Origin of the sequence: Methanosarcina sp. 2.H.A.1B.4, assembly GCF_000979385.1 — an archaeon.
Taxonomy (GTDB): domain Archaea; phylum Halobacteriota; class Methanosarcinia; order Methanosarcinales; family Methanosarcinaceae; genus Methanosarcina.
Window position 1 is genome coordinate 1 of sequence record NZ_JJOV01000066.1, and the last position, 22,698, is coordinate 22,698.

Annotated in this window: 22 protein-coding genes and 3 tRNA genes; 20 read left to right on the top strand and 5 right to left on the bottom strand. The window is 44.5% G+C overall.

Features of this window, described 5'->3' with window-relative positions:
• Window positions 1–515: 515 nt before the first annotated feature.
• From EO92_RS10375 to cobT, 7 genes are all read left to right on the top strand, one after another.
• A complete protein-coding gene (locus tag EO92_RS10375) occupies window positions 516–1,649 on the top strand; it encodes an MFS transporter (protein ID WP_048171416.1) in 1,134 nt (377 codons plus the stop codon).
• Between the two features lie 255 nt (window positions 1,650–1,904).
• Window positions 1,905–3,068 (top strand): MFS transporter, encoded by a 1,164-nt coding sequence (locus EO92_RS10380; protein WP_048171418.1) that lies wholly within the window; start codon window positions 1,905–1,907, stop codon window positions 3,066–3,068.
• Between the two features lie 174 nt (window positions 3,069–3,242).
• The gene (locus tag EO92_RS10385; protein WP_048136522.1) at window positions 3,243–3,728 is read left to right on the top strand and encodes an RNA-binding protein; all 486 of its coding nucleotides are present in this window, start codon (window positions 3,243–3,245) and stop codon (window positions 3,726–3,728) included.
• Window positions 3,729–3,901: 173 nt separating this feature from the next.
• On the top strand, window positions 3,902–4,282 hold the full coding sequence (sepF, locus tag EO92_RS10390) for a cell division protein SepF (RefSeq protein WP_048133502.1): 381 nt from the start codon (window positions 3,902–3,904) through the stop codon (window positions 4,280–4,282).
• Window positions 4,279–4,929, top strand: coding sequence for a ZPR1 zinc finger domain-containing protein (locus EO92_RS10395; RefSeq protein WP_048171420.1), 651 nt, complete (start codon window positions 4,279–4,281; stop codon window positions 4,927–4,929). The genes sepF and EO92_RS10395 overlap by 4 nt, the downstream gene beginning before the upstream one ends.
• Window positions 4,930–5,424: 495 nt before the next feature.
• Window positions 5,425–6,867, top strand: coding sequence for a proline--tRNA ligase (gene proS, locus EO92_RS10400; RefSeq protein ID WP_048171422.1), 1,443 nt, complete (start codon window positions 5,425–5,427; stop codon window positions 6,865–6,867).
• A gap of 502 nt (window positions 6,868–7,369) precedes the next feature.
• Window positions 7,370–8,419, top strand: coding sequence for a nicotinate mononucleotide-dependent phosphoribosyltransferase CobT (cobT, locus tag EO92_RS10405; RefSeq protein ID WP_048171424.1), 1,050 nt, complete (start codon window positions 7,370–7,372; stop codon window positions 8,417–8,419).
• 359 nt (window positions 8,420–8,778) lie between these two features.
• Here cobT and EO92_RS17180 read toward each other — a convergent pair whose 3' ends face one another.
• The gene (locus EO92_RS17180) at window positions 8,779–9,018 is read right to left on the bottom strand and encodes a hypothetical protein (RefSeq protein WP_082108036.1); all 240 of its coding nucleotides are present in this window, start codon (window positions 9,016–9,018) and stop codon (window positions 8,779–8,781) included.
• A gap of 893 nt (window positions 9,019–9,911) precedes the next feature.
• Here EO92_RS17180 and EO92_RS10420 point away from each other — a divergent pair.
• The 8 genes from EO92_RS10420 (at window position 9,912) to EO92_RS10450 (ending at window position 15,044) form a co-directional block, all read left to right on the top strand.
• Window positions 9,912–9,984: transfer RNA gene (locus EO92_RS10420), tRNA-Asn, on the top strand.
• A 109-nt stretch (window positions 9,985–10,093) separates the two neighbouring features.
• Window positions 10,094–10,168 (top strand) — tRNA-Ile (locus EO92_RS10425).
• Between the two features lie 75 nt (window positions 10,169–10,243).
• A tRNA-Asn gene (locus EO92_RS10430) sits at window positions 10,244–10,316 on the top strand.
• Between the two features lie 78 nt (window positions 10,317–10,394).
• Window positions 10,395–10,523 carry a hypothetical protein gene (locus EO92_RS18810; RefSeq protein ID WP_255350342.1) on the top strand — a complete coding sequence of 43 codons (129 nt, stop codon included), beginning with the start codon at window positions 10,395–10,397 and terminating at the stop codon, window positions 10,521–10,523.
• A 245-nt stretch (window positions 10,524–10,768) separates the two neighbouring features.
• Complete coding sequence (locus EO92_RS10435; protein WP_048171428.1) at window positions 10,769–11,692, top strand: aldolase; 924 nt, start codon at window positions 10,769–10,771, stop codon at window positions 11,690–11,692.
• 98 nt (window positions 11,693–11,790) lie between these two features.
• Window positions 11,791–13,224 carry a pyruvate kinase gene (pyk, locus tag EO92_RS10440; RefSeq protein ID WP_048171442.1) on the top strand — a complete coding sequence of 478 codons (1,434 nt, stop codon included), beginning with the start codon at window positions 11,791–11,793 and terminating at the stop codon, window positions 13,222–13,224.
• 195 nt (window positions 13,225–13,419) lie between these two features.
• Window positions 13,420–14,337: a hypothetical protein gene (locus tag EO92_RS10445; RefSeq protein WP_048171430.1), complete on the top strand. Its 918-nt coding sequence runs from the start codon at window positions 13,420–13,422 to the stop codon at window positions 14,335–14,337.
• A 308-nt stretch (window positions 14,338–14,645) separates the two neighbouring features.
• On the top strand, window positions 14,646–15,044 hold the full coding sequence (locus tag EO92_RS10450) for a tetratricopeptide repeat protein (RefSeq protein WP_048131465.1): 399 nt from the start codon (window positions 14,646–14,648) through the stop codon (window positions 15,042–15,044).
• An 80-nt stretch (window positions 15,045–15,124) separates the two neighbouring features.
• Here EO92_RS10450 and EO92_RS10455 read toward each other — a convergent pair whose 3' ends face one another.
• From EO92_RS10455 to EO92_RS18815, 3 genes are all read right to left on the bottom strand, one after another.
• Window positions 15,125–16,315, bottom strand: a complete 1,191-nt coding sequence (locus tag EO92_RS10455; protein ID WP_048171431.1) for a geranylgeranyl reductase family protein — start codon at window positions 16,313–16,315, stop codon at window positions 15,125–15,127.
• A gap of 381 nt (window positions 16,316–16,696) precedes the next feature.
• Window positions 16,697–17,452, bottom strand: coding sequence for a hypothetical protein (locus tag EO92_RS10460; RefSeq protein ID WP_200896766.1), 756 nt, complete (start codon window positions 17,450–17,452; stop codon window positions 16,697–16,699).
• A 402-nt stretch (window positions 17,453–17,854) separates the two neighbouring features.
• Complete coding sequence (locus EO92_RS18815) at window positions 17,855–17,989, bottom strand: hypothetical protein (protein WP_255350343.1); 135 nt, start codon at window positions 17,987–17,989, stop codon at window positions 17,855–17,857.
• A gap of 70 nt (window positions 17,990–18,059) precedes the next feature.
• Between EO92_RS18815 and EO92_RS18120 the strand changes: the two genes are divergently transcribed.
• Entirely contained in the window at window positions 18,060–18,212 is a 153-nt protein-coding gene (locus EO92_RS18120; RefSeq protein ID WP_162197467.1) for a hypothetical protein, read from the top strand.
• The gene (locus tag EO92_RS18965; protein ID WP_048171433.1) at window positions 18,157–18,438 is read left to right on the top strand and encodes a PEF-CTERM sorting domain-containing protein; all 282 of its coding nucleotides are present in this window, start codon (window positions 18,157–18,159) and stop codon (window positions 18,436–18,438) included. The genes EO92_RS18120 and EO92_RS18965 overlap by 56 nt, the downstream gene beginning before the upstream one ends.
• 89 nt (window positions 18,439–18,527) lie before the next feature.
• On the opposite strand, the gene EO92_RS10470 is transcribed toward EO92_RS18965, so the two are convergent.
• Window positions 18,528–19,409, bottom strand: a complete 882-nt coding sequence (locus EO92_RS10470) for a class I SAM-dependent methyltransferase (RefSeq protein ID WP_048171436.1) — start codon at window positions 19,407–19,409, stop codon at window positions 18,528–18,530.
• Between the two features lie 487 nt (window positions 19,410–19,896).
• On the opposite strand from EO92_RS10470, the gene EO92_RS10475 reads away from it, so the two are divergent.
• The 3 genes from EO92_RS10475 to EO92_RS10485 all read left to right on the top strand — a co-directional run bounded on the left by EO92_RS10475 (window position 19,897) and on the right by EO92_RS10485 (window position 22,568).
• Window positions 19,897–20,241, top strand: a complete 345-nt coding sequence (locus EO92_RS10475) for a P-II family nitrogen regulator (protein ID WP_048162934.1) — start codon at window positions 19,897–19,899, stop codon at window positions 20,239–20,241.
• A gap of 11 nt (window positions 20,242–20,252) precedes the next feature.
• Entirely contained in the window at window positions 20,253–21,446 is a 1,194-nt protein-coding gene (locus tag EO92_RS10480; protein WP_048171438.1) for an ammonium transporter, read from the top strand.
• 324 nt (window positions 21,447–21,770) lie between these two features.
• Complete coding sequence (locus EO92_RS10485; RefSeq protein WP_048171441.1) at window positions 21,771–22,568, top strand: (Fe-S)-binding protein; 798 nt, start codon at window positions 21,771–21,773, stop codon at window positions 22,566–22,568.
• Window positions 22,569–22,698: the final 130 nt, after the last annotated feature.

Below are 22,698 nucleotides of genomic sequence, written 5' to 3' on the forward strand. Positions count from 1 at the left end.
ATTCCTCTACGTCTCGTGGGCTCGGAGATGTGTATAAGAGACAGGGGGTATGGTATGTGAAAAAAGTTTCCCGCTCACATTACTCACATAACCCCTATTCAAAGTAATTATATAAATAGCTATGCATTTCTTTCTAGTTAAATATAATAGAGAAAATATCGGGACTATGCGGCCCATGAAAAACAACATCAATAGCCATTTTTAAAAAAAATTTGATGGGCCAATTTAGGTGAATTTATTTTATTTAATTGTTGACTATTGATTGTGTTTTATTCATTTCTCCCCGGTTAGTAACCATACAGCCCATTTTCACCAAAATCGAGATCAATAGACTTGATGTTACAGGCTGAATAGTTATAGGAGATCAGGTAAGAACATTATATAGAATTTTCTATTTACATTATATATTTAACAGATGTTTAAGAGAAGAACCCGTAAATATTGAAAAGGAATAACAGGTTTCAGGAGAGTAGTCACGATAAAAAACTTATACGAGATTGCGAGTTTTAAATTCTATGAACCCTGAGAGGCGTTTGATTTATATTGCAGTTTTTGCAATTATGGGGCTTTCCAATGCTGTAATCCCCATCCTCCCAGAACTTGCAGCCCGCTATCACAGTACGTATGGAGAATTTGCATCAAGCCTGCTCTTTTCAGGGTACTTTCTGGGAGCCCTTGCAACAATGCTTCCCTTCGGGGTTCTGGCTGACAGATTCGAAAACTTCAGGTTAATAGGACTTGGCATTATCCTTACAGCCATCTCAGGGCTAATTATCCTTTTCTCCGAAAACCTGTGGGTCCTTCTGATTTCCAGGTTTATGGAAGGCTCTGCCTGCGGAGCTTTTTTTCCTGCAGCCTTTTCTACACTTTCAAAGTGTAAAAATCCAGGACGGTGCATGGGAGAATTCACCTTTCTATTCAATGCAGGGCTGGCTTCGGGAGCTTTATTCTCAGGACTGCTGGCAGATATCTACCTGAAAGGTGCCATCCTTATATTCACTTTTATGGCTTTACTTTCGGTTATCCCTCTTCTTCCCAGGCACAGAGAGCTCATTAACCTGAAAGGGACGGGAGGAAAATCAGATTTACTGCCAGGTCCGGGTTCTCTCAAAGACCATTTCAAACATTCTTTCGGCGAAGTTGCAGGGCTTCTTAACCGCCACAATTCAGGGATATGGCTGAGTTCTTTTTTGCTCAACGGAACAATAGGAGTTCTTATAGCCTACTACCCTGATTACAGTTTTGGAGTCCTGACAAAAGCCCAGCTTGGAAGCGCTATTGCGAGCTTATATATCTGCGCCATGATCACTTCTCTTCTGGTTGGGCGTTTTAGAGTCAAGGAAAAGACAATCATCAGGATAGGATTATCATTTTCTGCCCTTGGTGCCCTTTTTGCTATCAAATACCCCTTTCTGGGTTTTTCAAGCCTCGGGGGAGGCTCAGGAATTGCAATGGTAGGTTTTGCCCTGGCTGTTACAAGAATGGATGCAGATAAAGGTCTTGCAATGGGGCTTTTTAACACAACCATATATGCAGGCCTTTCCTTGCTTCCGATCGCTGCAGGGCTCCTTACAGGTATCCTGAGCTTTGAAAAAATATTTGTCGCAACTGGCTGTATCCTGGCAGGAACCCTTCTATTAGAAAACTGAAAGATAGTATCCACAGTAGTATCCACAGTAGTATCCACAGTAAGATGTATCCACAGTAAGGTATTTGGAAGACGCTTCCCGGACGGTGGTACCCCTATCCCCTAAAAAAGATGAAAAGATTCATAATAAGAACCAGAAAGAAATAGATCCCTGAGAAACCAGAAATATCTAAAGCTTGCAGGAAAAATAAGATTGTGGAAAGTAGAATTATAGAAAATTAAATAACTGGTCAGACACACAGAACAGAAAAAAACCATGAACTCGAAAAAACTCATACTCTACTCTTCAGTCTTTGCGATCCAGGGACTTTCTAATGCAGCAATTCCCGTCCTTCCCGAGCTTGCAGGAGAGGGAAACGCGAGCCCTGCTGTCTCAAGCCTGCTTTATTCCGGATATTTTATAGGGGCTTTTCTTACACTACTTCCATTCGGAATCCTTGCAGACAGGATAGGAAACCTGAAGGTAGCAGGCCTGGGAATCATACTTACTGTTATTTCGGGGCTTTTTATTTCATTTTCTGACAACCTGTGGATTCTCGGCACCTCAAGATTCGTAGAAGGTATGGGCTGCGGGGCTTTTTTTCCTGCGGCTTATTCCATGCTTGCGGAATGGAAAGACAGCCAGCGAAGTCTGGGAGAATTTAATTTTCTGTTAAATGCCGGACTGGCTGCAGGAGTTTTATTCTCCGGAATGCTTGCGGAAATGGGAATCAAAACCGCAATAAGTATCTTTACCATTCTCGCGGGTTTTTCCTTTGCCTCAATTCTTCCGGAAGCCTGGAAACTGATATCTTCAGGCAGCTCTGGCTGGAAGAAGAAAAAATCCGGCGCCTCAACCAGTAAAGAATCTTCAGGAGAGCAAACTGAGACCTTAATGACCTTCGAACCTACCGGGCACCTGAAAAAAGCCAGGAAAGCGTTTTCTGAAAGCGGTTTCTGGAAGATATGGGGAATTTCAGTCCTCCTCTACGGAGCCACCGGCCTGTTGACTTCAAACTATCCGGACTACAGTGCGGACTTCCTGACAAAACCGGAGCTGGGGCTTGCAATTTCAGCCTCATATATAGCTGCAATGTTGAGTTCCCTGGCTGCAGGGAGAGCAAGCGCGGATTATAAGAAAATAATCAGGACAGGAATAGTCCTTGCAGCTGTAGGTGTTATGCTCTCCATAAAAGCACCTCTGCTGGCATTCTTATTTATTGGTGCAGGGGGAGGGGCTGCAGTGATAGGGCTTGTTACTGCCGTATCCAGGATAAGTTCGAGTGGATTTGCAATGGGGATCTTTAATACAGGAATTTATGCAGGCCTCGGGCTGGTACCGGTTTTTGGAAGTTTATTTATAGATCCTTTAGGCTATGAAACGGTGTTTCTCGGAAGCTCTCTGGTGCTTCTTATGATGCTTTGCATAAAGTTTGAATAAAAACCGTAAAGACCAGGCAAAAGCCATAAGAATCAGATAAAAACTTTTAAGGGAGATTAGATATCCTGTAGCAAATATCCTGCAGCAGGAACCTCTGAGGACCCACAGAAGCTTTAAAAAGCTCAAAAACCCTATCCTATGAATAACCGTACCCTTTTGAAATCAGGTGATTGATTGAAAATAAAGGCAAGAGTTCAGCTGAGGAAAAATGCAAAGAACAAGATGTTAAAAGACCTTGAATCCGCCTTCGGTGAAGAGATGGCAGATCTGGAAAACAAAACTCTGGAAAAGGTTACTCTGGATGAATATTCCCTTATCCTTGTGGAAGGCAGACCTCTTCTGTTTGAAATAGAGGGGACTCTTTTCCCTACAGTCCGCGGAGCTCTTGAGATGGGGCTGCAGAAACGTCTTGTTGTTGTAGACAAAGGAGCTATTCGTTTCGTTTCAAACGGAGCGGATATTATGGCCCCGGGTATCCTGGAAGCTGACCCCGAAATAAAAGAAGGGGATCTCGTAATTATAGTTGAAGAGACCCACAGAAAACCTCTTGCCATAGGAAAAGCCCTTATGGAAGGGCAACAGATGGTTGATGCAGATTCAGGAAAAGCCATAAAGTCAATAACCTATGTAGGGGACAAACTCTGGAATTTTGAGTTATGAGGGAGCTCATAAGAGGGACCCTGTTTGAGAGAAAATGTCCCTGTAGCAAACGGAAAAATTCCTGAACAGAAGCTGGTAACTAGTGTGGCTTTATAATAGCAAAATTAATTAATATAGATCCCAATATAGGACAGTACTATCCAAATTTAAAAAAATACAAAAGGCGTGCATAAATGGCAAAACTCATAGACAAACTCCTTGGCGGCAATGTAAAAAGTTCAACCAGTGCCGAAGATTACACTGAAATTGACCTCAGCAAATATGAAGAAGTCCTTGAGGCCGAGCCTGCAGAGACTTACGTAAAAATTGCAGAAGTTTCAAGCATCAACCAGATATCTGCACTCAAGCAGGAGATTTACAACGGGAACATCCTTATGATTGACATCTCAAACATCAGAAGCGATGACCTGCTTAGGGACAGGGTTTTAAAAGAGCTGAAAGATGTTGTTGTCGATGTTCATGGAGATATTGCAGGTGTCAAAGGAAACACTGTGATTGTAACTCCTAATGGCATTAAAATTGACAGATCAAAGATTATTGGTGGAAAATATTGAATCAGGATTATATTAAGAATGAAAACTTTGAGACAAGGACCATCTGCCCTCTGTGTCAGAAAGACCTTGTAATGAAGTGGCAGAGAGATAATATTCCCTATTTAGGGGAGATCATGTACATAACTGCAAACTGCCAGTGCAGTTTCCGTTTTACAGATACCATGATCCTCTCCAGTAAAGAGCCCATGCGCTATGAGCTGTTAGTTGAGAATCTGGAAGACCTGAATGCAAGAGTCGTCCGCTCAACCTCAGGAACGATACGCATTCCGGAAATGGGGATTGCTGTCGAACCCGGCCCGGCGTCTGATTCGTACATAACGAACATCGAAGGTGTGCTGCAGAGGGTTCAGAATGTCCTTATGACTGCGAGCAGATGGGTACAGGAAGATAAAGATGAAGAGAAGTTCGCCCGCAGCCAGGAACTCCTGTGCATGCTCAATGAAGTAATCGATGGCAAGAGAACGATCACAATCATCATTGAAGACCCGCTCGGAAACAGCGCAATAATTTCGAAAAAGGCTGTTGCTACCAAACTCTCAAAGGAAGAGGCTGAGGAGCTAAACACCGGCATGATAGTTTTCGATGTTGACAAATCCGAACTTGCACATGATGTTTCGGACAATGTACAGCCCCTCGGAGGAGATTAATTCTTTTATCCGATTTTTTAACAGCCCTGACATGATTCCGGGGGTCGAGCCCCCATAATTGATTTACTTTTAATTCAATAAAGGCAAACACGTCAAGGGCTATACAGGCATTTTTCTGTCCAGATAAAGTAGCAGGGATGCCGCACAAGGTGCAAAATAAAGAAAAGCCATATGCAGAATCTTCCGGATAGGCAACCGGACGGAAAAAATATCTATGTGCCTGACCATTCAGACCTTTCCGGCAACCGGAAGCCACATTTCCCAAAGTTCCATTATTAGAGATAGTTCCATTATTAGAGATAATAACATTTCATAATACACAACAGTAGCTCATAATACGTAACAACGTCCCATTATAAGGTAACAAGTCAACTACCCTGAATAAAGATCAGGAGTTTCCTGCTGAGGTTTTATGACGCGTTATATCTGGACTAAAACATTTCATATAAGGTTTATCATAAAAATTAACTGAGATCACGATAATACGGTGAAGGTATGGCAGAAAGCGAAAAAGAAGCAGCACTCCCTCCAAAAGAGGAATTCAGCGATTGGTATAACGATCTCCTGTGGATGGCAGAAATAATGGACGTCCGCTACCCTGTAAAGGGGCTTTATGTCTGGTACCCCTTCGGTTTTGCCATCAGGAGAAACACTTACAACATCATCAGGGAAATTATGGATAACAGCGGGCACCAGGAAGCTCTCTTCCCCCTGCTTATCCCCGAAAATGAGTTCATGAAAGAAGCCGAGCACATAAAAGGCTTTGAGGATGAGGTATACTGGGTCACCCACGGAGGAAAAGATCCTCTTGACGTGCCTCTGGCTCTCCGCCCCACAAGTGAGACTGCCATCTATCCGATGTACAAAATCTGGATAAGGTCTCATGCGGATTTCCCCCTCAAGATCTATCAGATAGTCAATACTTTCCGCTACGAGACAAAGCATACCCGCCCCCTGATAAGGCTCAGGGAGATTACTTCCTTTAAAGAAGCCCATACCGTGCATGCCACCTGGGAAGACGCCGAAGCCCAGGTAAAGGAGGCCGTTGAGCTTTATACAGAGATATACCGCAGGCTGGGAGTTCCTGTGCTCCGCTCAAGGAGACCTGACTGGGATAAGTTCCCGGGCGCCGACTACACCGATGCTATTGATGCCATGATGCCTGACGGAAAGACCCTTCAGATAGGCACTGCCCACCACCTTGGCGACAACTTCGCAAAGACCTTCGATATCAAGTACGAAGCCCCTGATGGCGAACAACGCTACGCCCACCAGACCTGTTACGGGATTTCAGAGAGGTGTATTGCAGCCACAATCTCCATCCACGGAGATGACAAAGGGCTTGTCCTGCCTCCCGAAATTGCACCTGTTCAGGCAGTCATTATCCCGATCATCTTCAAGAAAGGAGCAGCCGAGGTGCTTGCGGCCTGCAAGGATGTCCAGGTGCGCCTGAAGAAAGCAGGAATGAGGGTTGAAATCGATGCAAGCGACCTGCGCCCTGGGGCAAAGTACTACAAGTGGGAAATGAAGGGAGTGCCCCTAAGGCTTGAAATCGGGCCTCGAGACCTGGAAAATAATGTGGCTGTGGCGGTAAGAAGAGACACCGGAGAAAAAGAGCAGATCCCTCTGCCTGAAATTGAAGCCGGAGTGCTTTCGAAGTTTGAGGCAATCCATGAAAGCCTCTACGAAAAGGCAAAAATGGGACTTGAAAACCGCATCTATGACTGCACTGAAATTGAGGAAGTAAAGGAAAAGATCCAGAAAGGGGTTGCAACAATACCCTGGTGCGGCAAAAGAGAGTGCGGACTTGCAATGGAAGACCTGATAGGAGCAGGCATCCTGGGAATTCCCCTGACCCCGAGAGGAAAAGGAAAGGAGAAATGCCCTTCTTGCGGAGAAGAAACCGAAACCCGCGTTTACGTTGCAAGAACATACTGAGTCCGGTAAACGCCTTTTCTTAAAAATTCAGCCGGAAAAGAATATGGGGCAGCTGCACCCCATATTCCGGACATTTTCTTCTTATACCGCTTACTTAAAAGAATCCGGACTTATAGAAATAAGTGGAAATTAAACAAAAAAATCCATCAGACAATTATAATTCTATTTTTCAAAAAAGATGGCCACCCTTCCCGGGAAGGCGCCCTTTTAGGGCAGTAACATCCATTTAAACACCCGGAGACAGTACCACATTTATACATTGAAAGTGCCCTCAAACCTTTACTCAATTGATCTTTATTATGCAGTCCACAGCGACGAAGCAACAGGCCACGAAATATGAGTAAAATAAAGTAAAGTTAATTTGAGTATAATCAAATTATAATTGAGTGCCGATAAATATTAAATACTAAGTCGAAGAATTCTTCACTAGACTTTGAGGAGATTTACATCAATTTATCTTAATATTGTGTGAAACTTACGTTAATTTCATAGAGGAGATATTATGTCCTGGATCGAACCGGAAGTAACGAAAAAGCCTAAAAAACCGATGTTTTTATGCGTACTTTCCAATACCAAAACCGCACACATCCCGAAGCTCTCTGCAGCAGGGAAAACGGCTGAACTTACGGATTATACGCCTGCAGGGGATGCGGAACTTATGGAAACGGGGAACATTATCAGTGTACCGGTGCTTCCCATGACTCCTCCTTATGATACTCCTACTCCTGCGATCATGACCCGTTCAGCGCTGAAGCTTACGGACGCTCCCTACCATTTCATTAATTCCGGTCTAATAATTACTCCGGATGTTCCATGCATTGACCTGAAAGCAAAGCCCGGAGAGGACATCCGGGAGGCGATTGCAGTAAGAGATGTACAGGGCATCTACGAGCGGGCAAAATTCCTTGCCAAGAGGCTCAGAAACCAGACAGACCACGTAATAATCGGGGAAAGCATCCCCGGAGGCACAACAACAGCGATGGGAGTTTTAACAGCGCTCGGGTATAATGGAAACGTCAGCAGCAGTGCAGATGAAAACCCTCTTGAACTCAAGAAAAGGGTTGTTGAAGAAGGCATGAAAGCCTCATGCCTGACATTTGGCTGTCTGAAAGATGACCCTATGAAAGCTGTTGCCTGCATGGGAGACCCCATGATGCCTGCTGTTGCGGGCCTTGTTGCAGGTTTCCAGGGCACCGAGATCAGTGTTGTCCTTGCCGGCGGAACTCAGATGGCAGCAGTCTACGCGGTTATCAAACATCTGGGCTTTAACACCGAAAAGCTCTCAATTGCAACAACTCGCTATGTAGTAGAAGATAAATCCGCACATTTTGTCGAGATCACAAGAGCCCTGGGCGTACCGGTAGTCTATGTTGCTGACCCTGGCTTTGGGAAATCACCCCTTAAAGGGCTTCAAAGGTACGAGACTGGCACAATCAAGGAAGGTGCAGGTGCAGGAGGTGCCATGTATCTTGCAGGCCTTTTCGGGATCTCCCAGGACGAGTTCCGAACCGAAGTGGAAAATGTTTGCAAATTGCTCAAAGCCGGACAGTGAAAAAGTAAACGGTTTTGTCAGCAAAATTTAACATTTCTTTTTTACACTTTACATTTCTCTTAATTTTTTTGCAGAGTGGTTTTTTAATCAACCACCTTGACGAGATTTACTTTTTTACGCGTTTTTTCCGGCAAGTTTTTACAACAAAAACTAGCTTGCTTTATCCAGTGCGACTCCAGTTGAGAAATAGAGCAAAAGAGCCAGAAAACCTGGAAATGAATAATGATGAGTTTCAGATATCCAGAGCTAAAAAATATTATAGCTATTAAAAAAGTAAAAATTGAGAGCCTTTTCAGGCTCATTTTCAAAAAACTAAATTTGAATATTCTAACTTTCCCGTGCCAAAAACTTTTTTCAGGTCAGGTCTCTACCATAGCATTCCGGGCGTTTTCAGAGACCTCCAGCTCTGTAACAGAAGACACCCTTTGGGCAGCCAGTGGTTTCTGAGCATGAGTCATGCCACTTTCCCCGGAGAAACAGACCTCAGAACTCATGCGTCCGCAACTCCTGCAGTAGTAGAAAACATTAGAATCTATAACCTGGCGTTTCAGCTGGGCCTTGCATTCACTGCAAAACATAGGAACACTGAAATTTTCCATGCAGACTCCTCAGTCATATATCATGATTGAGTCGAGCCTTGCAGTGCCTGTTTTTGTCCAGTACTTGCAAATGCTACAGTACTGCATTCCACCATCTTGACTCAATTTAAGCTTAGCGTTGCATTTTGGACATATTTTTAGATGTTTCGTGAATAAGCCCCCTTATTCTCCATTTTTAACCTGTGAGGTTAAGAGGCCAGAAGCGCGATAGGACCCGAAGAGTGCCTTTAATATCAGAAAAAGCCTGAAAAGATACCCAACAGTACAGAGAGCAACTGACCTTAAACCCCTGATGCTAACATTACTATAAAGCCGGAAGCGGCTTTTATACTGGTTGAAATCCCCCGGACAGGTCCTTAAATAAAGGAGTTTTAAGCTAAAATGAATTTACGTTGCTTAAAACAAAGCCTATCCGACTTCGATACTTAAAGCTGTAAAAAGCTAATCAAATATATTATTCATGATAGGATATAAGGTTTGTCTCGCAAATAAATATTGACATTAAAATAGGCGGAAAAAGGAATCCGTGGAGATACTATAAAAAGAGAGCAGAAACTTAGAGAAAAATAAAATATAGACCGGATTAAGACATTAGTTGAATAGACATTAAATTGAAAGGGAATCAAATAATAGATCGCAGGTGAATGAAGATTAAATTCAAAGATATCAAATAGATATAGTAGATGAATGAAAAGTAAATTGAAAGAAAATCAAATAAAGGCATTGGTAAAATGACCTTATGTCGAATAGAATGTACTTACTACCGGCAGATTTCCCCAAGGTTACCCCTGGCTACAGTTTGTGGGAAGGGCGTCAAGCGAAATATATAAATAAGATCATCGCTTTAGGAATGTTCGCGAGAGGTGGGCAAAAAAGCACACCCGATACCAGAAGCCGCTTTAACTCAGTTGGTAGAGTGTCTGGCTGTTAACCAGAATGTCGTAGGTTCGAGCCCTGCAAGCGGCGTAAAACTTTTGCATATACTATAGCGCTTTTTCTAGAAAATAGAAACACATGCAAAAAGTTTATAATTAAAGCCTTACTAACAACTACCAAAGCGCCATAGAAACAATTCGGGCCTGTAGCTCAGTCAGGTTAGAGCGCTCGGCTCATAACCGAGCGGTCACCGGTTCAAATCCGGTCAGGCCCATAAACTTTATATCCAAAGAATTTCTTGTATAAGAAGATCTGAGGGTAAACAATAGAATAGCGTCCCCATCAGAAAGCCGCTTTAACTCAGTTGGTAGAGTGTCTGGCTGTTAACCAGAATGTCGTAGGTTCGAGCCCTGCAAGCGGCGTAAAAACTCATACTTTTTTGCTTTAATTTACTTTTCACATGACTTTTTCAGTTTCTCATTTATTACCCGGGGATTTTTATGCTTACTCTTTATCATTACCTGAACTTTGTAATTGATCCCCTGAACTTTGTAATTGATCCCCTGAACTTTGTAATTGATCCCCTGAACTTTGTAATTGATCCGATTTTAAATTTCCGAAACGCTTAATAATTCTTAATTGAATAGTTTTTTTAATAACAATAGGAAAGAGATTGGGAAGCGTCAGGAAGTTTGGAGCAGGGAGGATCCTGATGCAATACACCAGCAGTTCAACTGAGAAAATAATTAAATATAGTTGAGAAGAATAAACTAGATAAATCATTTCTCGTATTACTACCTACCTTTTAACTAAATCATCTGGTACCACATATCATCCAATTGACTGCTACTCAATCAGACTGAGGTTTATACACATGGTTTCAATTAACAAAGAAGACGTAATCGTACCTTTAGATGTCCCGAAAGCAATGCGTGAGACATACGTGAATAACTACATGGAGATTACCAAAGGCACCGGCAAGCTCATGCTTTTTGCCGGAGACCAGAAAGTAGAGCACCTGAATGATGACTTTTTTGGAGAAGGGGTCCCTGAAGACGATGCTGACCCGGAACACCTTTTCAGAATCGCGTCCCAGAGCAAGATAGGAGTTTTTGCAACTCAGCTCGGGCTGATTGCCCGCTACGGCATGGACTACAGGGATATCCCCTATCTTGTAAAGGTAAACTCCAAGACCCACCTCGTGGAAACTTCCCAGGCTGATCCTTTTAGCAACCTCTGGTATGACATTGACCAGGTGGCCGAGTTTAAGGAAAACAGCGGACTCAATATCCTTGGCGTTGGGTATACGATCTATCTAGGCAGCGAGTTTGAAGCCGAGATGCTTGTGCAGGCCGCCCAGGTAGTTTATGATGCTCATCAGCATGGAATGATGTCCGTACTCTGGATCTACCCCCGCGGAACTGCCGTAAAAGACGAAAAGGACCCGCACCTTATCGCTGGGGCAACAGGAGTCGGAGCCTGCCTGGGGACTGACTTTGTAAAGGTCAATTACCCGAAAAAGGAAGGGGCAAAATCTGCCGAGATTTTCAAGGAAGCCGTAAAAGCAGCCGGACGCACCAAAGTCGTTTGCGCAGGCGGCTCAAGTGATGACGCCGAAGCTTTCCTCAAAAAACTCCACGACCAGATCCACATCTCCGGAGCCCAGGGGAATGCAACCGGAAGAAATATCCACCAGAAATCCCTGGATGAAGCTGTACGCATGTGCAACGCTGTCTACGCCATAACCGTAGAAGAAGCAAGCGTTGAAGAAGCCCTGAAGATCTACAGGAAAGAATAAGCAGATCACACTAAGTAGCGTAAGTTCTGATACTGCTAAAAATAACAATCCCAAAAACGGTATTGAATATCAAATTGAATATCAACGACCGTGAAAATATGCAAATCCCTGACCATAAGACAAAGATCGTCTGCACCATAGGGCCTGCTTCTTCTTCTGAGGAAATCCTCAGGAAACTGGTGCTTGCAGGCATGAACGTGGCAAGGATTAACTTTTCCCACGGGGACTTCGAGAGCCACGGAAAAGTTATCCAGAGGGTCCGAAAGGTTGCAGAAGAACTTGACAGGACAGTTGCAATCCTTGCCGACCTGCCAGGCCCTAAAATTCGCGTAGGCAAGCTCAAAAAAGAGCCGCTTATGCTCCATAAAGGGAACCGGATAACCCTTACTGTAGACGAAGCCTCCGGAAGCGAGGACCGCATCCCGGTCAGCTACAAACAGCTCCCGGAAAGCGTATCCCCGGGAAGCCTCATCTACTTGAGCGACGGGTTTATCCAGCTCCGCTGCCTGGAAATCTCGGGAACAGATGTACTTTGCGAAGTTATGGTAGGGGGCCAGCTCTATTCCCATAAAGGACTGAACCTGCCCGGGGCAAAGATATTCCTGGACCCGGTAACGGAAAAGGACTTCAAAATCCTTGAGTTTGCCCTGAATGAGGAAGTTGACGCTGTCAGCATCTCTTTTGTGGAAACGGCCGAAGATATCCGCAAAGTCCGGAATTTTGCTTCAGCCATGGGAAAGCCTGTATATATTGTCGCTAAAATCGAACGGAGACAGGCTGTTCAGAATATTGATGAGATTCTGGAGGAAACCGACGCCCTGATGGTTGCCAGGGGAGACCTCGGAGTCGAGATCCCTATCCAGGAAGTCCCCTCGGTCCAGAAAGAACTCATCCGGAGTGCAAAGCTCCTGAGTATCCCTGTAATCACTGCAACCCACATGCTGGCCTCCATGACCGACAACATCAGGCCCACCCGGGCTGAAGCCACAGACGTTGCCAATGCCATCCTGGACGGGACGGATGCGGTTATGCTCTCGGAAGAAACCGCAGTTGGGAACTATCCTGTGGAAACTGTGGAGATGATGGCAAAAATTGCAAAAACCACCGAAAACTGGCGTTCCCGGACGAAATGGGGGATTGACACAATGCTCAAGGGGATCACGGCACAGGAAATGTCAGTGGATGAGGTAATCGCCCTCCAGGCATATGAAGCCCTGCAAAAGCTTCCTGTAGCCGCTGTGCTTACCCCCACCCGAAGTGGAGCGACCCCACGCCGGCTTTCCCGCTTCAAGCCAGAGCCCTGGATCCTGGCATTCACCCGCTTCCCGAACGCCTGCAGCTGCCTTGCTCTATCTTATGGAGTCTACCCGGTAATCGTAAAAGAAACCTTTGAAAACTGGGAAAAGGAGACCACGGAAAAAGCAAAGGAACTGGGATTTGCAAAAAGCGGAGATCTCGTAGTTTTCACCCAGGGCCCTGCTTCCGGAAAACCCGGAGGCACAAATATGCTCAAGATCCTGACTCTGGACTGAACTGAAGATCGGATAGAAGCCTTCAAAAACAGAAGAGTAGTTAAGAGAAGTTAATACTTATAATCCCTAATTTATCCCAAATTCTATCTTTTGTCAGAAAACGGATACGAAACCTTTTTCATGGCAATAGATTTAGATATCATGTGTGTTTTTTCACACTCCTAATAATTTTACTTATGTTATGAGGTTTCATTCATGAAACGAAAGGATTCTGCAACAAAAAACCAGAAGTATCTGGCAATTTTCCTGGCCGCAACAATGCTTCTCTCAGTCTTTGTGGTATTGATTCAGGGCTCAACAAACAATAATAATGATGATGTCCCCACTCCGGAAACTGGAGAAGAACTTATCACAGTCCCATTCTCCCAGATTCCGGGCAAACACATCCAGCATGAGTTTAACTCCATTATCGACGGATTAGAAATGTCACCAGAAGGAGTGACGAATGCGGTGTATGTTGATCTTCAAAAAACAGAAGGTACACCCTTAGAAGCTATCTTCGGAAACAGACAAACTATGAATGTTTCCTTCTCCTACGGCGCGGATGTTACGAAGAGATACGGTGCAAGTTATGGCAATGAAACTGGATTTGAGTTGCACCAGATCCCTGAGCAAAAGATTAGTGTGCCCGCGAATACGCAGGTAATGCCATATGAAGGATATCAGATCCTCGACCGGACAAACGGTACCTACAATATCTGGAACGTTGTTGGAAGCCCTACAATTATAGGCCCCATCCAGAATGTGGCGAACATCCTCAGTATCCTTGAAGGAAATTCAACAGCCACTACTGAATTCGATCAGCTCCTGAGCCAGGCGGATCCGGAAGGAAACGTCTACCAGGAAGTGGCCAAAAGAACAAATAATTCTATTGATATGTCCGCCGAACAATACTACAGAGATCTCAAAAAGCTGGACGACGGCAGTTACATGCAGACATCCATCTACCTTAACCCGAAGCCTGAAGTAAATGAAAAGATCACAGCTTTCCAGGCAAACTCGAGCGAACGTGGTGTTACCTACAACGTAACTACACTGGATAATATTACTAAACTGGTAATAAGCTCAGACTTTGAAAGCCTTTACAACGAAAGTGCCTTGCTTTCAATATAAGCGGGCAAACTTTCTTTTTTAAACTTTTTTGTTTTTATTTTTACCTTATACTTTTGTTCTTCTGGTATCTTCAGGTTTTCTCTTCTGCGTTTCACAGAGCTGAAGCTGACCGACCCCCCGTAAAAAACAACAGACGAACCCGTATGCAACTAAGAGTTACCAAACCTATGGAAAAGAAATACCATCGGTGCTGAAAAATACGGCTCATGGTATAGAAAATTGTTTTTTGACCCGCACATTAAAAACAGGGGAAGCAATAATCATCGCCATCTATTTCTGCCGACCTCGCGTATATTCAATGGGAAGTGATGCTATTGGGATTTCTGGACAAATTGTTCAAAAAGAAAATAGAAGGAAAAACCGTAGAAGAATGGTACGGGCTTGCTGTGGGTGAAACAGACCCGGAAAAGAAGATTGAGTATTTCGATAAGGTTCTGGTGTTAAAGCCTGATTTTGCAGGAGCCTGGAACCTCAGGGGGCTTGAATTTGTGGTCCTGAAACGGTATGAAGAAGCCATTGCCTCTTTTGACAAAGCGCTTGAAATAAGACCCGGCTATCCGGAGGCAAGGTACAATAAAGAAGATGTTGAAACTGAATTAAGGAAGATCAGGATAGCAGAAAGCCCGGTTGAAGGGGAGAAAGAAGGCTCAACGGATACACACGAGGAGAAGGAAGAAGAAACTAAAGTTGAGGGGGAAGAAAGTTAAAAACCAAAAAATTGATAAAAAATAGTATTCGGACAGGCAGGTTTTGCCTGACTGCCAGGGTCACAATTTGAAACCACCATTTATTTTTTCCCGCGGTTCAGGGCATGAAGACCGAGTTTTACAGGTCCCGGAAGATTTCCACACTGCATGACTTTCATCTGTTCGGGGGAAATAAACTTGAAAGCCGCATTCATGAGGGTATCAGATTTCATGATCCCGTCCATGATCTGTCTCGCCTGTACCGAAGTTTCAAGCGCTGATCCGAACTGAGCTCTCCAGCACCTGTCGTATTCTTCAAGCCTGCACTTTCCGGCTGCAAATTCGGCAGCGGTCTCTCCGGCGATTTTTCCGGCGATCATTGCAGGAGGGATTCCACCTCCGTTTGTTGCGATGATGTGGCCTGCGGCGTCCCCTACAATAAGGGAATCTTCGGTTGCAGTGTTTGCGGGGGCTCCGTTTACAGGGATGATGCCTGCGATAACATTCATAATGATGGCGTTTTTCAGCTTAGGGGCGGCGAGAGGGTGGTCCTGCATGAAACGGTGCAGGTACTCTTTTGCAGAGACCCCTTTTTCAGCCATTCCGCTTCGGATTCCGATTCCTACATTTGCACGCCCCTCGCCTTCGGGGAAAATCCAGGCATAGCCTCCGGGAACATAATCTTTTCCGAAATACATCTCAAGGGCATCCGGGTCAATATCAACGTTCCTGACCTGATACTCGATAGCAACAGAAGTCTCTTTTGACTCAGGTTTCCAGGAAAGACCTTTTGATTTTGCGACCAGGGAATTTGGGCCGTCAGCTCCGATAATCGCTTTTGCTTTGATCGTATGCTTCCCGAAAATTCCTGAGGTCTCAACAGTTGTACCCTCCACTTTTGTTACACGCGTTTTTACCATCAGTTCAGCCCCTGCCGTGGCAGCCTGCTCGGCCAGAAACTGGTCATACCTGCGCCGGTCAAGGACAGCACCCCTCACGGAAAATTCTTTCACGCTGCAGTTGGGGGGAATGATGCGCTGGGTTTTGATATGCCGGAGTACGCAGGACTCAGGATAGTTTATCAGGGCCTCCGGAAGCTCGGCATTCGGGAGAAGAGCCTGAACTTCCGAGGCATCGGGGAGAAAACCTGCACACTGAATAGGGCTTCCAATTTCCCTTTTTTTATCAAGAAGAAGGACAGAGGCTCCATTCCTTGCGGCATAAAGGGCAGCAGTGGAACCCGCAGGGCCTGCACCCACAACGATGACATCGTAAGAGGCTTTTGGAATCATGAAAGAGTCTTCCTGTTGTTTATTTTTGCCTCTGCAATTTACTGAGGAATTGTTTATAAATACTTTCCTGAAGCCAAAAATAGAGATTCAATCATTAAAAAACGCTATCAGCGATAAAAAGCTTTTCGCGGCACTCGAGGGAACGCCGCTAATCACACCATAAATAGTTACCTTATTTATTCCTGTTCATCTCGTCTTCTTTTCGACAGCAGGGAGAACTAAAACATACCAAGTCTTCCGTTTACTGGTGTACTCGCCGGCATTGGACGCCTGCAATGTCACTGCATACATGCCCGCGACCTCATCGGTGTGCATGGGGTTCGGATCGGTTGATCCTGCGGGCTGGAGCCGCCAGTAGGGGGTCTTCCCCTCTGTAGATTCTTATAAAAGATTCACGATCCCGATGAGCAACACGCCGGCAACTCCAAAGATAAATGGGGAGTCCCAGGTATGTGGCGAAAAAGCCTCGGCAAGTGTCGTTGCAAGTGGAATTGTCACGAGTGCAGCGATGAATTGCAAGGGGGTGAACTCGTGACTCAATACGACGATACTCAGGATACCTGCGACAAAAACACACAGGCTCCCCTCAATCGAACGCTGATACATTTTATCGGAAAAGAGAGCGCGAGCATTATATTTTATCCGGCCAAACCTCACACCGACGGGTTCGGCAAGCCCGTCTCCCAGCCCGTTGATCAGGATCGGAATAAGCACGAGCGCCTCCAGGTTCACCGAAGTGAGATACATCGTCAGGGGAATGATAACAATGGCAGCCGCAATATATTGGGTTATCAGCCAGCGCAGGGTGTGGGGGCGATCCTCGGGCCGGTCAAAGGACAGGAACATGGTCCGGAGAATTCCGCTCCGTTCCCGTAACGGCTGAATAAAGATAAATACTGTGCATATGGCAACGACCAGTCCGAGCGCCCGCGTTACTGGGGACTTATCGTAGACAAACACCAGGCCCAGGATAGTCGGCAGGAAGAATAACGCGAAATGATTGATCTTTCGTGTGTAATTCACCTTGATTCCATTATGGCTGACCAGTTTACCGGTTACATAGTAGAGGCCAAAAAGGATTGATGAGAGAACGAATTGATTGATGAAAAATAAAGTATCTATTCCCGTGGTGTGCACCTTCTGTGTGTCGTTCAGATAGGTGGTACCGTCATGACCACCCTCTTGAGTACATTTTTAAGACTTTATTCAATCCATAAATTTTCAGCAAATGAGTGAAATTTATTTTCCCCCAATATGTTGAAAAAATACGAGCATTTGAAGTTTAATACATTTAAAATTAAATTACAGGCAACTATACCAATATTTGAAGGGATATATATAACTATATAACGATTCATTTTTGAAAAATTTAGGAAATATAAATAAGTTAGTAGAGTGTTTTGCCCGCTTTTCATTATCTAATAAGTTCGCAGATCAAATAGATCAGCCATACAACTTTTTAAATTAAGTTTGATGTTTTGCAAGCTACTTTATGAAAATAAACTAATTGTTTTATGAGATTTTAACGTCAGAATTTATTCACTGCTCAGTAATACCTGATATACCAGGAGACAAGCGATAAAAAACTTGTAAAGGATCTTGAAAAGGAATATAACTTCCCAACTTTTCAAGAAACAATGTTCCCATAGACATATAATATTCATCAGCAGTCACCAATCACAAAATATAATCTGATTTGAATAATTATTTCCTAATTCGAATAATAAAGACGGGGAGGAAAAACATGAGAGCAAATTACTCATATCTGTTTTTAATGCTGAGTCTGGCCATTGCACTAGTAATTATGCCAATAAATGCAGGAGAAGTCTCTGTAACATTTGATGAGGGCCGTTTATGTATCCGGCAAATCACCATATTCAAAAAAGATAAAGTTTGATAATCTTTGTTATAAGCAAGTCCCGGAGGCATCAGAGAATTCTTCATGCGGGAATGATTCAAAACCCGATAACAATTGCCCTGATGTACCGGAGAAACCTTCATGTGAAAATAATACAAAACCTTATAATCCCTGTAATCAGCAGATCCCGGAGTACCCCACTATCGCAATTCCAATGATTGCAGTAATCGGTATGCTATTTATATTCCAGCGCAGGAAAAACTAAATTGTAGAGATGGATAAAAAGATAGTAAAGGATAGATTCGTGCTCCGGTCAGTCTTTCGATCCATTTCTGATAATATTATTTCCCTTTTTTATTCTCTTTTCACGGCTTTCAGAACAACTGCTCCGTCCAGATTTTCGGTTTCCGCATTAAAACCCACATCCTCAAAAAGCTCTTTCCATGCAGCTTCCGAGAGTTGAGGGCCGTGGTGGTGTTGATGTGCCAGCGGCTCAACTGCAGTTAATGAACCACCTTTTTTCAACACTCTCTTAATTTCGAAAAGAGCGAATTTAATGTCTTCAAGGTGATGGAGCATGAAAAAGCAGGTAGCAGCATCCACAGAGTCCCTTTCAAAAGGCAGAGCATAGGCGCTTCCTGTCCTGAACTTAACGTTTTCGATGCCGAGGACTTCTGCATTCATCTGTGCCTGGCCTGTGAGGGAATCGTGGAGGTCAATGCCGTAAACCTGTGAGTCGGGATTGTTTTTTGCAAGCTCCATTGTAAGGGTTCCGAAACCGCTGCCGATATCAAGGATAGTTTCTCCTTTTATTCCGGGAAGCACAGCAGGAAGCACCTGTGCCCTCACGCGGGCCATGCGGTCTTCAGGAAATTTCGCCTTTTTTGCTTTTTCTGCATCTATTGAGGTAAAAGGAAGGATGGTGAAGACCTTTGACCCGTTAACTGCCATCAGGCCCCGTACGTAAGCGCTGCCTGCTTCGGCTACGACCAGCTCCACAATCGAAACTCCTACGTCCTTACAAAAACGCAAATTCCACTCTTCCCTTTTTTCAGGGAACCGGATATTCAGAGGAGTATGCACCACAATATAATGTGAGTAGTCCTGGCTGAAATATGCTGATACGGATTCAGGCTCATTCAGGCGGATTTCACTTATGCTTTCCCTGAAAAGGGCGAGAATTTGCAGGGAAGTTTCGTCTGCCTCGTTTCTTACGCTTCCAATTTCTCCGAACATACTTCTAAATTTGATTTAAGGGATAAAAGCTCTCTTATGGAAAGAATTGATAAGAAAACGGTACGGTACAGGCAAAGAACAGGAATCGAACCTGTCTTTTTTCAAAATTCTTTAGCTTTCTTTTAGCTCGGTCTAGCTTTTTCTTGGCTTTCTTTTAGCGCCATTTAGCTTTCTCTTAGCTCCCTTTAGCTTTCTTTTAGCTCTGTCTAGCTTTCTCTTGGCTTTCTTTTAGCGCCATTTAGCTTTCTCTTAGCTCCCTTTAGCTTTCTTTAGCTTTCTTTAGATTTCTTTTTGTTTTTAACCGGATTTAACCAGTATCGGACCTGAAAAAAGCGACAGCTCAATCCCGTAAAACCTGGAATCAGGTTGAGATGCCAGAAGTCTCGCATACTTTGACAGTTACTCTGAACTACGCAAATATTTAAAACCAAGGGGGATATACTTAAATAATATAAAACCGGATGAGGGTTACCTATTGGTGGTCTTGATGAAGTACGTAATTGCAATAATAAGGCCGGAAAGGCTTGATGCGGTCAAACGAGAACTTCAGAAGGTTGAAGTCAATAGATTGACAGTATCTTCCGTTTCGGGTTATGGCGCGCAAAAAGGGCATCTGGAAATCTATAGAGCAATGGAGTTTGAAGCAGACCTTCTTGAGAAAATCAAGCTTGAAATTGCAGTAAACGATGAATTCCTGCATCCAACGATTGAAGCAATAAAGAAAGGAGCAAAGGGCAATGACGGGCACATCGGAAGCGGCAAGATATTCGTGTTCCCGCTTGAGGATGTAATAAGGATCCGCACAAACGAAAACGGACCTTCTGCTATTTGAGGTGGACGAGAATGGCTATTGTAGCAGCAGACACCGTATGGGTATTGATTTCATCTGCACTTGTATTATTAATGCTTCCGGGGCTTGCACTATTTTACGGTGGGCTGGTTCAGCGTAAGAATGTCCTGAGCAGCATGATGCACTCATTTGTTGCAATGGGCGTCATGGCTCTCGAATGGGTAATAATAGGTTACTCACTTGCCTTTGGAGAAGGCAACGGATTTGTGGGCGGCCTCGATCACATATTCCTGCGAGGAATTGACCCTTACTCGGTAACGGGCACAATTCCCACATATGCATTTGTAGCATTTCAGGGAATGTTTGCAATAATTACGCCTGCCCTGATCTCAGGAGCCATTGTCGGGCGTGTTAAGTTTAAGTCATACATAGCGTTCATTGCACTCTGGGGGCTTATTGTCTATGCACCGGTCTGCCACTGGGTCTGGGGCGGTGGGTTCCTTACAGGAGAAGCCCTTGATTTTGCAGGCGGCACTGTAGTCCATGTAACCTCAGGCATCTCCTCACTTGCAATTTTGCTCTTCCTTGGCAAGAGGAGAGGGTACGGGATAGATTCGATAAAGCCACATAACGTTACCCTTACTCTCCTGGGGACCGGGCTTCTCTGGTTCGGATGGTTCGGGTTCAATGCTGGCTCGTCCCTTGCTGCAAATGAGATCGCGGCCCTTGCATTCATTACGACACTCATAGCGCCTGCAGCCGCAGGGTTTGTCTGGATGGCTATGGAATGGATCCATTTAGGGCGCCCTACTGCACTCGGATTTGCAACAGGGATCCTGGCAGGGCTTGTTGCAATAACGCCGGCTGCAGGTTTTGTTACCCCTATGGCAGCAATTCCGATGGGCGCAATTACAAGCTTTGTCTGCTACCAGGCCGTAATGCTCAAAGGAAGGTTCGGTTATGACGATTCCCTTGATGCTTTCGGAGTTCACGGGGTAGGCGGAATAACAGGTGCGATTCTAACAGGCGTATTTGCAAGCGTGGGGTCTGCAGGACTCCTTCTCGGGAACTCCGAGCAACTGCTGCTCCAGGTAGAAGGCGTTGTTATCACACTTATCTACGCAAGTGTTTGCACCCTCGTTATCGGATTTGTGCTCCACAAGACAATAGGCCTCAAAGTTACTGAAAGTGAGGAAAATATCGGGCTTGACCGGACACAGCACGGTGAAGCTGCGTACAACATTTAAATGTGGGTGACTCTTCACCCATATCTTTCTAATTTTACCTTGTTATTACATACCTGAGAGCACACGCCGGCTTAAGGGGGAAACTTGCAGTTTTTAAATTTCGTATCAATCTTTTTTGATATTGGGCTTCCGGGTTTTTAAGAAGTGAATTCCATAATTAATTATAGAATAATTAGAAGCTTCCATAATTAATAGAAGAATTTGAGGCTTCCATAATTGATTAGAAAAATTGGACTTTATTTTTGAGATTAATGATGCCTGAAAGCGATGAGCATCGAGAAAAGATGTGGGACTAAATTTTCATAATTCTGGTAGGTGTTAAAGATGCCGGGAAATCCGAATGAAATAAAGCTGGTAAATAACGCTATGTCCAACGCCACCCGAAGGAAGATAATGAACTTCCTGGAGAATGGCGAGAGAAGTACAGAGGAAATAGGCGGAGAAATCGGGAAGACCATGCTCGATTTTCATCTCAAGGTTCTGCAACAGGCAAGTCTTATTGAGTTAAAAGAAGGGACTGCGAAGCTAAGTGAATACGGCAGAAATTTCCTGAAAGGTAAGGAAGACAAAGGTGAAGAGAAAAATGCAGACCTCTCTAAGGCAAAGCCAGTGGAGATTGCTGAGGTAAGGCAGCTTTTACCCTGCATAGCAGACTCCTCGAAGTTCAGGGTGATTGCAAACATGGCTCCTCCTCTGGGTGGAACCCTGAAGGTTCTTGAGCCCCTCTTTCCCAGAGGCAGATATTCGGACAGAATAAATGCTCTGATAATGCAAAAAGGGGAAATTATTACAACTATTTACGGCACTGGAAAAGTTACAATGACTATGATTAAAAACGAGGGCGAAGCCCGAGAAGCGCTTGAGAACCTGAAGAGCACTATCAATGAAGCCATCGCAAAAGGTGTCGCTCCTGCCCCCAGGGAGAAGGTCAGAGTCGAGCCCATGGAGATCTACAAATACCTACCCCAGACAAACTGCGGGAAGTGCAGCGAACAGAGCTGTTACACCTTTGCTATAAAACTAATGAGTGGGGAGGCCTCCCTTGATAATTGTACACCCCTCAAAGACCCGGGATATTCAACCAATCAGGAACACCTGCAGGTACTGACTGCGTATATTTGAACCAGCGTTACTTAAAAAATGATATCAAGTAAGTGAACTACCACTCAGCTAAAGACTGAGTGGCTTCTTGGTTCATTCCTCCCTCTATTGAGGGCAAGTCCCCAAGCTCTTCCCCGCGTTCCGCAGGTGA

Excerpts from the sequence above, each read along its gene's own strand:
- proS (WP_048171422.1), top strand. The coding sequence starts at position 5,425 with ATGGCAGAAAGCGAAAAAGAAGCAGCACTCCCTCCAAAAGAGGAATTC.
- EO92_RS10485 (WP_048171441.1), top strand. The coding sequence starts at position 21,771 with ATGCCGGGAAATCCGAATGAAATAAAGCTGGTAAATAACGCTATGTCC.
- EO92_RS10375 (WP_048171416.1), top strand. The coding sequence starts at position 516 with ATGAACCCTGAGAGGCGTTTGATTTATATTGCAGTTTTTGCAATTATG.
- EO92_RS10480 (WP_048171438.1), top strand. The coding sequence starts at position 20,253 with ATGGCTATTGTAGCAGCAGACACCGTATGGGTATTGATTTCATCTGCA.
- sepF (WP_048133502.1), top strand. The coding sequence starts at position 3,902 with ATGGCAAAACTCATAGACAAACTCCTTGGCGGCAATGTAAAAAGTTCA.
- EO92_RS10445 (WP_048171430.1), top strand. The coding sequence starts at position 13,420 with ATGAAACGAAAGGATTCTGCAACAAAAAACCAGAAGTATCTGGCAATT.
- EO92_RS10380 (WP_048171418.1), top strand. The coding sequence starts at position 1,905 with ATGAACTCGAAAAAACTCATACTCTACTCTTCAGTCTTTGCGATCCAG.
- EO92_RS18120 (WP_162197467.1), top strand. The coding sequence starts at position 18,060 with ATGAGAGCAAATTACTCATATCTGTTTTTAATGCTGAGTCTGGCCATT.
- EO92_RS18965 (WP_048171433.1), top strand. The coding sequence starts at position 18,157 with ATGAGGGCCGTTTATGTATCCGGCAAATCACCATATTCAAAAAAGATA.
- EO92_RS10455 (WP_048171431.1), bottom strand. The coding sequence starts at position 16,315 with ATGATTCCAAAAGCCTCTTACGATGTCATCGTTGTGGGTGCAGGCCCT.
- EO92_RS18810 (WP_255350342.1), top strand. The coding sequence starts at position 10,395 with ATGCTTACTCTTTATCATTACCTGAACTTTGTAATTGATCCCCTGAAC.
- EO92_RS10475 (WP_048162934.1), top strand. The coding sequence starts at position 19,897 with ATGAAGTACGTAATTGCAATAATAAGGCCGGAAAGGCTTGATGCGGTC.
- pyk (WP_048171442.1), top strand. The coding sequence starts at position 11,791 with ATGCAAATCCCTGACCATAAGACAAAGATCGTCTGCACCATAGGGCCT.
- cobT (WP_048171424.1), top strand. The coding sequence starts at position 7,370 with ATGTCCTGGATCGAACCGGAAGTAACGAAAAAGCCTAAAAAACCGATG.
- EO92_RS10435 (WP_048171428.1), top strand. The coding sequence starts at position 10,769 with ATGGTTTCAATTAACAAAGAAGACGTAATCGTACCTTTAGATGTCCCG.
- EO92_RS17180 (WP_082108036.1), bottom strand. The coding sequence starts at position 9,018 with ATGGAAAATTTCAGTGTTCCTATGTTTTGCAGTGAATGCAAGGCCCAG.
- EO92_RS10450 (WP_048131465.1), top strand. The coding sequence starts at position 14,646 with ATGCTATTGGGATTTCTGGACAAATTGTTCAAAAAGAAAATAGAAGGA.
- EO92_RS10470 (WP_048171436.1), bottom strand. The coding sequence starts at position 19,409 with ATGTTCGGAGAAATTGGAAGCGTAAGAAACGAGGCAGACGAAACTTCC.